The following is a 13,543-nucleotide window of genomic DNA, read 5'->3' as shown; positions in this document are numbered from 1 at the left end:
TACCTGTGAACATTAACGTTTTTTTATTATTTGGCAAGTCTTAAGAAGAAAGAAATTAACGAATTTGGCAGCATTGGCGATATTTCAATCATGAAAATACTTCGTTACGTTTTTCTATTATTCATGAAACTCGCTCTGATATATGATAAATGTATAGAGTTGTATTGAAGTTAAGCATAAGGGATCATTTTGAAACTGATAGCGAATATTTTTAAGGGCATTTGGGCCACACTGAACTTTTCTAGGCGATTAATTCTAAATCTGCTGTTTTTATTCATTCTTATCGCCATAGTGATAAGCATTGTATCTGGTGAGGATCAGGTTGAGGTCGAAAGTAAAAGCGTATTACGTTTAAACCTAAACGGTATCATAGTCGAACAATTGACCTATGTTGACCCAGTTGAGGCGGCCATGAGTGATGCTTTCGCCGATTCAGAAGAGCCAAGTGAAATTTTGTTAGATGATGTCATTGATGTTATCAATAAAGCAGCTCAAGATGACCGCATTACAGTGATGTATCTTGATTTACAACGTCTTCATAGCGCCCATCTCGACAAATTACGAGATATCAAAGACGCGCTCGCGCAATTCAAAGCGACAGGCAAAAAAATCTATGCTCACGGCGCTTATTACACTCAAGCTCAATATTATCTCGCCTCAGTAGCCGATGAAATTTCTCTACATCCTTACGGTGGGGTTAACATCACCGGTTTTGGCATGTACCCGCTGTATTTCAAAGAGGCGCTTGATAAGCTTAAAGTTACGCAGCATATTTTCCGCGTTGGTACATACAAGTCGGCCGTTGAACCTTATATTCGCAGCGATATGTCACCAGAAGCAAAAGAATCAAATCTTGGATGGATCACCCCGCTTTGGACACAATATAAAACAGAAGTAGCCGAAAACCGCGGTTTTGATGTGGCTAATTTTGATGAAACCTTCGCAGCATTAACAGACAAAATGGAAGCTGCACAAGGCGATTCCGCCAAATATGCTATCGACAACCAATGGGTCGATGCATTAACCACCAATCAAGCATTTGCTCAGAAACTGATCGATGAAGTTGGTCTTGATGCAAAGGGAAAATCTTTTAAACAGGTCTCGTTCAGTCAATATCTATCGACGTTACCGCCTAAAGAGTTTGCAGAAAATCCATTTACCGAGAAAGTCGCTGTGGTTGTTGCTAAAGGTCAAATCTCTGATGGCAAGCGTAAAGCGGGAGCTATTGGTGGCGATTCAACAGCAGCACTACTTAAGAAGGCTCGCCTTAACGACAAAGTGAAAGCCGTCGTACTAAGAATTGACTCCGGCGGTGGTAGCATGTTTGCTTCTGAAACCATTCGTAATGAAGTTATTGCACTAAAAGCCGCTGGAAAACCTGTGATAGCATCAATGGGTTCAGTTGCAGCTTCCGGCGGTTATTGGATTGCGGCATCAGCTAATGAAATTTGGGCATCGCCAAGCACTATCACGGGTTCTATTGGTGTATTTGGCATGATAATGACCTTTGAAAATGCAGCAAACTCATTAGGAATATACTCTGATGGTGTTGCGACAACCGAATTAAAAGGCCAATCTCCATTCAGAGGGATAGATGGTGGCTATAAAAATCTTATCCAAATGGGTGTTGAAGATGCCTATGATAAGTTTATTTCCATGGTTGCGAATGAGCGAAACCTTGATAAGTCAGCGGTTAATGAGGTTGCGCAAGGACGTGTATGGCTAGCAACTCAGGCGCTTGATTTTGGCCTAGTCGATAAGTTAGGTAACAAAAATGATGCCATTGAAGCGGCTGCAAGTCTTGCTAATTTAGAGATGTATGATGTTATCACTATTGAACAAACACTCACCGAGCAAGAAAAGCTGATGCAGCAATTATTTGGTGCGTCTATGGTGCAAAGTGCCATTAGTGCCCTTGTACCTGAGCAATCAATATTCGCAAAAACTGCATTAAATGCCCTAGACAGCGTTAGCAATACAATAGCACTACAAACTCAAATGTTAGGCCAGCTTAACGATCCTAACCATGTCTATACGCTTTGCTTAGTGTGTAACGTTTCACCTGAGTAAAATCGATTAAGCACTGCAATTGTGGTGCTGTAATTGTTATACTGAGCCCAGATTTTATTCTGGGCTTTTTTATGAAAAGAAAAAAAATATATATCGCCTATACCGGTGGTACCATTGGTATGAAGCAATCCAGTCGTGGTTACGTTCCGGTTGCAGGATATCTAACAGATACGGTAAAGAATAACGCTGAGTTTACTCGCGATGAAATGCCGCTTTTTGATATTCATGAATATTGCCCGTTAATTGATTCGTCAGATATGTCACCGCATCACTGGCAGCTTATCGCGGATGACATTCAATCAAAATATCACGACTACGATGGTTTTGTGGTGCTCCATGGTACAGATACCATGGCCTATACTGCCTCTGCGCTATCCTTTATGTTTGAGAACTTAACTAAACCTGTGATAGTGACCGGCTCTCAAATTCCGTTGTCACAACTGCGCTCTGATGGTCAAGTAAATCTGTTAAACGCGATGTATTTGGCTGCTAACTACCCTATTGCCGAAGTGAGTTTGTTTTTCAACAATAAACTTTACCGCGGTAATAGAGCAATCAAAGCTCATGCTGATGGCTTCGATGCATTCGCCTCTCCAAACCTTTCGCCGCTGGCACAAGCTGGGATCAATATTCAGCTGATCGAAGGGAAGCTAAGCCCTTACGTTGAGCAAAGCTTGCAAGTCACCAAGATTTCACCTCAACCTATCGCAGTAATGCATTTGTATCCTGGGATCTCAACTGAAATCCTTAAGAACCTAACGCGTGGCGAAATGAAAGCGCTGATCTTATTGAGCTTCGGGGTTGGTAACGCGCCACAAGACGAGCACTTTTTAACTGAGCTTAAAGCAATCAGCGATCGCGGAGTGGTAATTATCAACCTCACCCAATGTATTCAAGGAAAAGTGAATATGGGCGGCTACGCGACAGGAAATGCGTTATTAAACTGTGGTGTGATCAGTGGCTACGATATGACACTAGAAGCGTGCTTAACAAAGCTACACTATTTATTTAGCCAGCAGCTTGAGCTTGAAACGATCCGCCATTTGATGCAAGACAATCTGCGCGGCGAGCTAACTCGATAGTAATCGATATCAATAAAGCGAAAAGTATCGCAACAAAAAAGCCGTGATATCTTCACCACGGCTTTTAAATCAGCTCGAACTACTCCGAACGTCGATTATTATCTAACTTTTGCTTCGATATCGACAAGATCAGTAAGGTGACAAGTTTCACCACTGTGTGTCTTTATACCGTGCTCACCAAAGTAATCACGCTGTGCTTGCACCAAGTGTCCGTTGCTTGGCGTGCTCAGTGTTGCAATATAAGTTTGCGTCGCAGCAAGCACTGGGAAAGACAAACCAGTCGCCACCGCTTTACCTGTAATGCTACGTAGTGCAAGTGCAGGTTTCTCAAGTGAATCGATAAATTCAACACCTTCAGCGATATCGTCTAAGTAATCAGCTCGGATAATACAGCCCGCACGCCAGGTTTGTAGCGTTTTATTGAGATCCACTTTCCATTGGTGTGCACGTGACGCGCCCTTAATCAGTGCAAGACCTTGGCGGTAGCATAGCAAACTGGCAAAATAAAACGCATCTTTTAACTCGTCTAAATCAACCTCAATTGTTTGCGTTGATTTATTCGCATACGTCATTTCTTTTGCAGCGGGAGTATCAATAGTATTGGTGAGATGGCGAGCTTGTACCGCAGCCACAAGCGAAGGTACGGCAATACCAAGCTCCAGTGCGTTTTGCGCCGTCCAAAGGCCAGTGCCCTTAGCTCCTACCTTATTGTCGATAAGGTCGACTAAAGACTCGCCCTGATCTGTTTCTAGACTTAAAATGTGGCTAGAAATTGCAAGTAGATAACTATTTAATTTACCTTCAGACCAAGATTCAAAAATCTCAGCAACTTCTTTAGGAGAGCGACCGGTCCCCAAGCGTAGCAATTGATAAAGCTCGGCAATAAGCTGCATCAACGCATACTCAATACCATTGTGCACCATTTTAACAAAGTGACCGCTGGCCGATTGCCCTACACGCGCGAAACATGATTCGTTGTTGTAGCTCGCAGCAACTTTTTCGAACCAAGGCTCGATACGCTCCCAGCCACCTTCTGAACCACTTGCCATCATTGCAGGACCATGGCGTGCACCTTCGGCACCGCCAGAAATCCCCATAGTGGCAAACTCAAATTTATTCTGATATTTCAATTTACGTGCAATACCATCTTTGTAATTACTGTTACCACAGTCAACGATGATATCGTCTTTCTCAACTCCAGCTTCAACCAAATCGCTACAAACTTTATCTACTAGTTCACCTGCTGGAACGAGTAATAAAATCGAGCGAGGAGTCTCTAATCTTCTGATCATATCACCGAGATCAGACACTATGTGTAAGCGCTCCGCCATACCTAACGACTGTGCGCAACTCAATAATTCCGCACCTACTTCGGGGTTCTTGTCATAAGCGACTAAGGTCATCCCCTTCTCAATTAGATTTAGCGCGAGGTTTTTACCCATCACACCCAAACCAACTAATGCAACCTGCATTTAGTTTCCTCCTCGGTAACATCAAAACTTTATGCGTTCGTGTATGTGCATTATACCTGAGCGACCATGATTGACCAGCGAGACACACAATTCACTGGTATCATATCAGTCCCCAAAATATGACAGCTAACACAATTCACTGTATAGCAATATAGTGACAGCAGCACGAATTCACCAATTTTGTGATAAATCTCAAATGGTCCCCTAAGCTGTAAGGTAAAATATTCGAGATTGACGGCCACTGACACCGGTGTCATAATGATGACATATAGATCATATAACTTAATTCGAGTGTTAAAAAGGGTTTTGCATAATTCTTTATGCTCTAATTAGTTAAATCGTGATTTTACAATGTGGCATGTGTAAAAAAACAGCAATTTTGATTTACTTTTAACACATTCATAAGTTTTTGCTTACCTTGATAAGCTAACAGGAGAATCTGATGCTTAGACGCACAAAAATCGTCGCAACACTGGGGCCAGCGACGGATAGAGATAACAACTTAGAAAAAATCATTCGTGCCGGCACCAACGTAGTCAGACTAAACTTTTCACACGGTGTAGCTCAAGATCACAAAAATAGAGCCGAAGCCGTTCGCGAAATTGCTAAACGCTTAGGCGTAAATGTAGCGATCCTTGCAGATTTGCAAGGTCCTAAAATCCGCGTTTCAACATTTAAAGAAGGCAAAGTGTTCTTAGAAGTGGGTGTAAAATTCACGCTCGATGCAAAAATGGAGCCTGGCCAAGGTCACGTTGAAGCCGTGGGTATCGACTATAAAGAATTACCGAATGACGTAAAACAAGGTGATTTGCTGTTATTAAACGATGGACTTATTCAGCTTGTTGTTGAAGAAGTACAAGGTCACTTGGTTCACACTAGTGTTAAAGTTGGCGGCGTATTGTCGAACAATAAAGGGATCAACCGTTTAGGCGGCGGCTTAACAGCACCTGCATTTACTGACAAAGACAAAGAAGATTTGATCACAGCAGCTGAAATTGGTGTGGATTATATTGCGGTTTCGTTCCCTCGCAGTGGTGACGACATGCGTTACGTTAGAGGGTTGGCGGAGAAAGCAGGTTCTAATGCACAGTTACTTGCAAAAATCGAACGTGCAGAAGCGGTTGAAACCGTAGAAGCGATTGACGATATCGTATTGGCTTCTGATGCGGTGATGGTTGCCCGTGGTGATCTAGGTGTAGAAATTGGCGATGCTGCTCTTGTTGGTAAGCAGAAGCAAATTATCAGCCGTGCCCGCTCACTAAACCGTACTGTGATCACTGCCACCCAAATGATGGAGTCAATGATTGACAACCCAATGCCAACACGTGCTGAAGTTATGGATGTTGCAAACGCAGTGCTTGATGGCACAGATGCGGTAATGCTTTCAGCAGAAACCGCTGCTGGTGATTATCCTGAGCAAACGGTCGCGGCAATGGCACGTGTGTGTTTAGGTGCTGAATCTCAACCGCAGATCCATATCTCTAAACATCGTTTAGACAGCCGTTTTGCCGATACCTGTGAAACTATCGCGCTGTCGGCAATGTACGCTGCGAACCATTTAGATTCAGTAAAGGCGATTGTCGCACTAACTGAATCGGGTAATACCGCAAAATTAATGTCTCGTATCAGTTCTGGATTGCCTATTTACGCACTGTCTCGCCATCAATCAACACTTGGGCAGGCATCACTCTATCGTGGTGTATATCCGGTAAGATTTGATTCGACGCAATGCTCAGATGATTCAACTGTTCGCGAAGCGCTTGATACGCTAGTTGCTGCTGGCTCATTGGAAAAAGGCGACACAGTGATCATCACACACGGTGATAAGATGGAAACTATCGGCGCCAGTAACACGCTGAAAATCGTCACAGTGTAAAAGCGTTGAACTAGGTAGCCTTGCTGCCTAGTTCATCTTTCCTTAGAATACTCTAAAGTGTACAAGCACATAAAATACACTACGTCACCGTAGGCTAAACACGGTGCAAATCACTTTAGCTCGCTTTTATTAGCTCGCGAGTGCGGCCTTTACTTTGTCACGGTAACTACGGCTGACTTTAAGCTCTTGACCATTCTCAAGTACCAATAAATACTCGCCACTGCTTTGTGTGACTAGTTTACTAATCTGCTTAGTATTAACAATTGCAGAGCGATGTACGCGCACAAATAACGTTGGATCTAACTCTTGTTCTAGATCTTTCATTGTTTTACGTAAAATATGAGTCTGACCATCGCTACAGTGTAAGCACATATAATCACCGGCTGCATCAATCCACTGAATTGACGATGTAGATACTCGAATGATTTCCCCTTGTTCTTTTACCGCGAGCGACTCCGGGAATTTTTTATCTTCAATTGTATCTCCTGTTGCAAGTTTTTTAAGGATTTCTTCACAGTTATTACCAGTGATCCCTGCAACAAAGCTGGCTAGCTTTTTCTTATGCGCATTGTCTTGTTGTGTTTTTAAATAGCTTTGCACTTTCTCCACCGCCTGTTTTAATCTGTTGTCATCAACGGGTTTTAAGATGTAATCCAGCGCATGGATCTCAAATGCCTTTACAGCATATTGGTCGAACGCGGTTACAAATACGATAGCAGGCAATGGTTTAACACTTTCACTCAGCGCTCTCGCTACTTCAAAGCCATTCATGTTCGGCATTTGAATATCGAGAAAGACCAGATCTATGTCCTCAGATTTGCATAGATCGATTGCTTGTTGACCACTGCCACACAATTCTACAACTTCAATTTCAGAAAAATCTCTTAACCTTACCGCTAGCCCTTTTCTCGCTAACGGTTCATCATCTACGATTAGTGTTCTAATTTTGCTCATTACTTCTTCGCCCTTTCATATGGAACGCGAATGTTTACCTTCAAACCAGTTGGCTCATTATCCGAGAGCACAAATGAATAGTTGTTTTCGTACAAGGTTTTTAAACGGTCTTTGGTATTCGCTAAACCCACTCCCTGTGCACTTTTCAGTTGCCCATCTTCCAGTTCTGCGCCAGGACCATTGTCTCCTACTTCCAAGAGTAGTTCATTGGCAAACACCTGCGCTTTTATTTCAATTTTGCCGCCATGCTCCATATGGGCAATTGCGTATTTAATGCTGTTTTCAATGAGTGGTTGTAGGATCAAGCTAGGTACCAACGCCTGTTCAGCCTCTTCTGTCACATCAAGCTCAATAGATAAGCGCTCATCAAAACGGACCTTTTCAATTTCTAAGTACAGTCTCAACGCATGTAACTCTTGCTCAAGCGGTACCTTTTTTATCGGATCTGTATTTAATGTATGGCGCAAGAAATCACTGAGCCTTGAGACCATTTGATTCGCATCTTTATTTTCTTCAACCAATATAAGCGTCGAAATTGCATTAAGGGTATTGAATAGAAAATGCGGATTCAGTTGATAACGCAACATTTTCAATTGCGCTTCATGGGCCATAGTATTGGCTTTCAACGCCTTTTGACGCTCACTTTGTAACAACTGGTAATACTTAATACCAAAATACAGTCCACTCCAACAGAGTATGATATAGACAGAGTCTAGTCCCTGCTGTAAGTAATAAAACCATTCATCAGGTCGATACCCGTGACGATAAATTTCCCAATGATTAAACTTCTGAACGACCGCCCATAGTGTTCCAGTTACATATGACGCCGTAAACACAACGAATATCAGCACCAACGGTGTTGCATTCCAAATTTTACGATAGAGGTATCGTAGCGGTACGGTCATCAAACAACCTGCGTAGGCATTTAAAGCGATGACAAATACATAAATATCCCGCATTTCAAAGACTTTTGAGCCAATATAGTTAACTAGCGCGTAGCCCAGCCAACCAGCTATTTGTAATACCCAGAAAAATCTCTGCCTGTTATCAACCAGTGATTGCCACTTCAAAATGATTATACCTCTTCTATCTTAACTGGATTATATCTCAGCATGTCGTCTCTATTCACTGCTGGTGGTCTCAGTTTTTACACGCCCTGCCGCAAATAAAAAAGGCACCTCAGTGCCTTTTTTTGAAATAAATTAACCAGTTAATTTATCTTCATCTATTCAAACTGTCGCTCTTAAGCAAGCTTGTCAGATGCCACTTTATAGGTAGGATCTGCTTGGCCGTCTAGCTCAACGAGATCTTTAGCCTTACTTAGCAGTACTTTACAGTCTTGGCTCAAGTGGCGAAGATGAAGCGTTTTACCAGCCTTTTTATAACGTTCAGCTAGCGTATCTATTGCTTCAATTGCACTATGATCGGCAACACGACTATGTTTAAATTCTACAATGATGTCGTCTGGATCATTATTAACGTCAAACAGCTCTGCAAAGTTTTTCACCGACCCAAAAAATAGAGGTCCGTGTAATTCGTACACTTTTGAGCCTTGCTCATCAATATAATTATTGGTGTAAATATGTTTCGCATGCTCCCACGCAAATACCAGTGCCGAAACAATGACACCAACGCAAACTGCGATGGCCAAATCTGTAATCACTGTAACCCCCGACACCAAGACGATTACAAATGCATCTGATTTAGGGATCTTTCTAATTAATCTAAAACTTGACCATTCAAAAGTCCCCAATACCACCATAAACATTACACCAACTAACGCCGCTAGCGGGATCATCTCAATAAGGCTTGCTGCAAACAGAATAAATACAAGTAGTAATAATGCTGCTGTGATACCTGACAAACGGCTACGGCCACCAGAATTAATATTGATCATTGATTGCCCAATCATCGCACAGCCACCCATCGCACCAAACACACCACAAGTAACATTAGCCGCACCTTGGCCGATACATTCGCGGTTACTGTGACCACGTGTTTCGGTGATTTCGTCGATTAGCGTGAGCGTTAATAAAGATTCAATCAAACCAATCGCCGCTAGGATAAGCGCGTATGGGAAGATAATTTTAAATGTTTCAAATGTCCAAGGAACTTCTGGAATATGGAAAGCAGGAAAACCACCGGCAATCGTTGCATCTACGTTACCTGACATATCTTTCAGATAATCAAGCACATTACGAGCGTCTAAATCTAAACCAATAACAATACCAGTTACCACTAAAATTGCCGCTAGGCTAGACGGAACTGCAGTTGTTAGCTTTGGTAGAAAGTGAATGATGGCCATAGTCAATGCTACCAAGCCCACCATCACATAAAGGGTTTCCCCTTGCATCCAAGTCAGCTCACCTTCACTATTAAGTACTTTGAACTGACCAAGTTGCGCAAGAAAGATAACGATGGCTAAACCATTCACAAAGCCTAGCATCACAGGGTGCGGTACCATACGTATAAACTTGCCAAGCTTAAATATACCTGCGAGTATTTGTAAGAGCCCCATGAGTAATACAGTTGCAAAAAGATACTCGACACCATGATCAATAACGAGACTCACCATTACCACGGCAAGAGCCCCTGTTGCACCCGAGATCATACCCGGCCTACCACCAAAGATTGAAGTCACAAGACCGACAATAAATGCTGCATATAAACCGACTAATGGGTCTACTTGTGCAACAAAAGCGAAAGCCACAGCCTCAGGCACAAGTGCCAAAGCGACCGTAAGCCCAGACAGTACATCGTTTTTAGCAGAGCTAGGCGCTTTGCTGATAAGATTAAACATCAATATCCTCTGGTGTGAATTGACTATGAACACAAAGGCGGCGGATTTTAGCAAAAAGCAGCGCCTTTAACAAATAAGATACAAGCCTGTATCACAAACTCGCTTGCAATACATAACTTAATAAAGCGGTCTGTATTGTAGTATAGAACAATGGTGAAAAGATGACGGGAAGCCCTACCCAACGAAGCAGGGCAACAAATTGCATTAAAGTGGTAAGGAAGTGCTGCGCTTAACGCAAGTCATTGTAACATTTGAATGTACTTCTTGGACGAACTCTAAATTAAGTAAGTTATCACGAACAAATTGCTCATAACCTTCAATGCCTTTCGAAATGATACGCAACATAAAGTCCATGGTGCCTGCCATAGAGTAGCACTCTGTCACTTCGTCATAACTTAAGATCAATTTTTCAAACTCGGCAAGGTTGTTGCGGCCATGGTTTGAAAGCCTAACATGCGCATAAACCAACATATCAAATCCGAGTTTCTTCTCATCCAGCAATGCAACTTTGCCTTTGATGTAGCCGTCTTGCTCTAATTTAGCGATGCGACGCCAACAAGGTGACTGAGATAGCCCTACTTTATCAGCGATTTCAGCGGTAGAAAGACTTGCGTCTTGCTGTAACAATGCCAGTATCTGGCGATCTACTTGGTTTAATGACATATCTATTCTAGTTTAATTAGCACACCAGTCTATTAACCGATGTTGATTGTTATTCCCTGAAGCATAGCAAATTAAAAAATGCACATCACTACTATGCCACTTCCACTATATCTAACCAAATCGGCCACTCATAAAAGGATTTGTCGCCTTTTCGAAGCCAATTGAGGTATTTTCACCATGGCCAGAATGCACCACGACCTCATCAGGCAAAGTAAACAGCTTATCTTGTATAGACTGTTTTAGTTGGGCTGCATCGCCTTTTGGAAAGTCAGTACGACCAACAGAGCCTTTAAACAACACATCTCCTACTAAGACCTGTTTTGAGCTTGGTTCATAAAAAACCACATGCCCCGGAGTATGCCCTGGACAATGTCTGACTTCGAGTGCGAGGTTCCCCACTTTAACCTTATCCCCATCATTTAACCACTTAGATGGTAAAAAAGCTTCATGATTAGGAAAACCAAACATCTGTGATTGCATTGGCAAGGCTTCCAGCCAAAATTGGTCGCTCTGATGAGGCCCGATAATCTCGATATTAAAATGCTCACTTAATATTGTACTTGCTCCCACATGATCAAGGTGCGCGTGGGTAAGCAAAATCATGCTTGGCGCTACCCCTTGTGTGTTCAACTGCGCAATAATTTTTTCCGCTTCACCACCTGGGTCTACAATTGCAGCGGCTTGTGTTTCTGGACACACAATGACACGACAATTTTGCATAAATGGTGTAACTGGAATGGTAAACACTTGCATGGTTAGTTTGCTCCAAACGACATCAAAACAGGATATTTAAGATACGCTTTATCATAAAACGGCGTTCTTGCATAAAGCCACTCCATCCGCGCTTTTGGATCGTTTGCAAACTGCTTGTCTTCACGTATTTTTTTATCAAAGGCTAATGCCATAGCTGGATTTTGTTTTAGCATTTTTCGTGCAAAAGGTTCAAGTGCATAATTTTCAACATATTCTGTACGTTGGAAGATAGTATTGAACTCCCCCCAAGCAAAAAATGAGTCAGGCGCTTCTGGATGTAGTAAGTGAGTCACCAGCTCTCCAGATTTTTGCGCCGTTGCCACTTTATACCACCCACTGAGATCGACCTTATCTGGGAGCTCCTTAATGTCGAAAGTCGCATTCACTCTAAAGCGCCCTTCAAAAGGAGCAGTATCGAACTTGTAGTCTTTTACTGTAGCTTGGCTTACTTTTTCCACTACCGTTCCATCTGGTAATGTAGAAACGGTTATTCCATGCAGTTTTAATTTTTCGACCACTTCAGGGTATGCGGGTGGAATGTAAAACTGCTCAGGTACATTCACCGCTGTTTTTACTTCCTTCTGCCAATAAATTGGCAGCTTCTCATAGTTTTGTGGCTCGCCTAAGTACTTAGCTTCCAAATGACCAGACAATGCACTTTCAAACTGCTTGTATTGGATGCCTTTAAATTGAATGTAGTCGGGCTCTTTCGCATAGCTGCGTTCAACTACCAATTGTTTAGGTGTGAATTCGGCCTCTTTTTGAACCGCTTCTCGTAATGCCTGAATATTGCTTGAGAGGCCACTGATAACGCCATCCATAAACACATAGGTGCCCAGTACACGCTGCTTATAGGGTTTTAATGAGTGATTTTCTACCAGTATAGTCGGCAGTCCCTTTAAATCTCCCCAACCATTTGAAAATCGCGGCGTTGCCACCCATCCAGCCAGCCCTTTTTTAAAGTCTCGTTTATCCATCACAAACACAAGTGGACCAGGAATATGTCCTTGAGCAGCAAGCGCTGCATTAATTTGTGGCGAAATCTGATTCTCTAACACCTCAGCTATTGCCGGTGACTCACTTGCAAAAGTCGGGTTAAAACCATAAGTGACATCGTATTGGTAGTCTGCGCCATCCGTTACATGAACATCAATGTACAGATCCGGATTGTATTCGTTAATTACCTGCATGACCGCCTTGACTCCTGGCGTGTCCAATTTAGTGTAATCACGATTCAGATTTAAGTTATTGGCATTGGTCCTAAAGCCCATAACAGTCGGACCGCGTTGATTTATACGGTTAAACTCACTGCGCCTTTCATGCCCATCGACGTTGAGAATAGGGATAAAGAGTAAATTCACTTTCGTCAAAATATCACGGCGCTTACCTGTTGCAACATCGCGAAGCAACATAAACATGGCATCTTTGCCGTCAATTTCTCCGGCATGAATACCAGCTTGTACTAAAATGGTTGGCTTACCATTATTAATAACATTTGATTTATCACCGCCCTGCTCCGTTGCAACAATCATCTTAATTGCGCGATTACTATTGCTAAACCCAATGGTCTCTAGCTTAAATTGGGTCGGATTGGCAGCCACTAGACGGTCAACAAATGCCATCGTATCTGCGTAATTAGGAGAATCTATCGCACCGCTTAGTTCAAAATCAGTCGTTAATGGGCCCTGTTGTTGTAATAGTTGTTCGCTTTTGCCCTGCCACTCCATCAAGGGTGGTAAATGACCGTTCATACCTAGCATTGCAGTAAGCATAATAATGCTGGAACTCATCATATTTCTCTATTCCTCTGCTTTTATCTGCCAATTATATCAATATTTTAGATATCGGCTTACAATGTGCGGTGATTCAACAA

Annotated in this window: 10 protein-coding genes; 3 read left to right on the top strand and 7 right to left on the bottom strand. The window is 42.5% G+C overall.

Annotated elements, in window-relative coordinates; translation table 11 throughout:
• Window positions 1-189: 189 nt before the first annotated feature.
• Window positions 190-2,070: a signal peptide peptidase SppA gene (gene sppA, locus L3V43_RS04430; protein ID WP_102056867.1), complete on the top strand. Its 1,881-nt coding sequence runs from the start codon at window positions 190-192 to the stop codon at window positions 2,068-2,070.
• Between the two features lie 71 nt (window positions 2,071-2,141).
• Window positions 2,142-3,152 (top strand): asparaginase, encoded by a 1,011-nt coding sequence (gene ansA / locus L3V43_RS04425; protein ID WP_102056868.1) that lies wholly within the window; start codon window positions 2,142-2,144, stop codon window positions 3,150-3,152.
• A 98-nt stretch (window positions 3,153-3,250) separates the two neighbouring features.
• Here ansA and gndA read toward each other — a convergent pair whose 3' ends face one another.
• Window positions 3,251-4,624, bottom strand: coding sequence for an NADP-dependent phosphogluconate dehydrogenase (gene gndA, locus L3V43_RS04420; RefSeq protein WP_010604861.1), 1,374 nt, complete (start codon window positions 4,622-4,624; stop codon window positions 3,251-3,253).
• Window positions 4,625-5,066: 442 nt separating this feature from the next.
• Between gndA and pyk the strand changes: the two genes are divergently transcribed.
• The gene (gene pyk, locus L3V43_RS04415) at window positions 5,067-6,500 is read left to right on the top strand and encodes a pyruvate kinase (protein WP_102056869.1); all 1,434 of its coding nucleotides are present in this window, start codon (window positions 5,067-5,069) and stop codon (window positions 6,498-6,500) included.
• A 129-nt stretch (window positions 6,501-6,629) separates the two neighbouring features.
• On the opposite strand, the gene L3V43_RS04410 is transcribed toward pyk, so the two are convergent.
• The 6 genes from L3V43_RS04410 to L3V43_RS04385 all read right to left on the bottom strand — a co-directional run bounded on the left by L3V43_RS04410 (window position 6,630) and on the right by L3V43_RS04385 (window position 13,460).
• Window positions 6,630-7,454 (bottom strand): LytTR family DNA-binding domain-containing protein, encoded by an 825-nt coding sequence (locus L3V43_RS04410; protein WP_010376983.1) that lies wholly within the window; start codon window positions 7,452-7,454, stop codon window positions 6,630-6,632.
• The gene (locus L3V43_RS04405; protein WP_010604863.1) at window positions 7,454-8,524 is read right to left on the bottom strand and encodes a histidine kinase; all 1,071 of its coding nucleotides are present in this window, start codon (window positions 8,522-8,524) and stop codon (window positions 7,454-7,456) included. Before L3V43_RS04405 ends, L3V43_RS04410 begins: the two co-directional genes overlap by 1 nt.
• 173 nt (window positions 8,525-8,697) lie before the next feature.
• Window positions 8,698-10,254, bottom strand: a complete 1,557-nt coding sequence (locus tag L3V43_RS04400; RefSeq protein ID WP_102056870.1) for a SulP family inorganic anion transporter — start codon at window positions 10,252-10,254, stop codon at window positions 8,698-8,700.
• Window positions 10,255-10,458: 204 nt separating this feature from the next.
• Entirely contained in the window at window positions 10,459-10,917 is a 459-nt protein-coding gene (locus tag L3V43_RS04395) for an Lrp/AsnC family transcriptional regulator (RefSeq protein ID WP_010376979.1), read from the bottom strand.
• 111 nt (window positions 10,918-11,028) lie between these two features.
• Window positions 11,029-11,670, bottom strand: a complete 642-nt coding sequence (locus L3V43_RS04390; protein WP_102056871.1) for an MBL fold metallo-hydrolase — start codon at window positions 11,668-11,670, stop codon at window positions 11,029-11,031.
• A gap of 2 nt (window positions 11,671-11,672) precedes the next feature.
• Complete coding sequence (locus L3V43_RS04385; protein WP_237116198.1) at window positions 11,673-13,460, bottom strand: M14 family metallopeptidase; 1,788 nt, start codon at window positions 13,458-13,460, stop codon at window positions 11,673-11,675.
• Window positions 13,461-13,543: the final 83 nt, after the last annotated feature.

The sequence above is a fragment of the Pseudoalteromonas sp. L23 genome (assembly GCF_021728455.1).
GTDB lineage: Bacteria > Pseudomonadota > Gammaproteobacteria > Enterobacterales > Alteromonadaceae > Pseudoalteromonas.
This window is presented reverse-complemented; position numbering and strand designations above follow the sequence as displayed.

Excerpts from the sequence above, each read along its gene's own strand:
- ansA (WP_102056868.1), top strand. The coding sequence starts at position 2,142 with ATGAAAAGAAAAAAAATATATATCGCCTATACCGGTGGTACCATTGGT.
- gndA (WP_010604861.1), bottom strand. The coding sequence starts at position 4,624 with ATGCAGGTTGCATTAGTTGGTTTGGGTGTGATGGGTAAAAACCTCGCG.
- pyk (WP_102056869.1), top strand. The coding sequence starts at position 5,067 with ATGCTTAGACGCACAAAAATCGTCGCAACACTGGGGCCAGCGACGGAT.
- L3V43_RS04410 (WP_010376983.1), bottom strand. The coding sequence starts at position 7,454 with ATGAGCAAAATTAGAACACTAATCGTAGATGATGAACCGTTAGCGAGA.
- L3V43_RS04400 (WP_102056870.1), bottom strand. The coding sequence starts at position 10,254 with ATGTTTAATCTTATCAGCAAAGCGCCTAGCTCTGCTAAAAACGATGTA.
- L3V43_RS04395 (WP_010376979.1), bottom strand. The coding sequence starts at position 10,917 with ATGTCATTAAACCAAGTAGATCGCCAGATACTGGCATTGTTACAGCAA.
- L3V43_RS04390 (WP_102056871.1), bottom strand. The coding sequence starts at position 11,670 with ATGCAAGTGTTTACCATTCCAGTTACACCATTTATGCAAAATTGTCGT.
- L3V43_RS04385 (WP_237116198.1), bottom strand. The coding sequence starts at position 13,460 with ATGAGTTCCAGCATTATTATGCTTACTGCAATGCTAGGTATGAACGGT.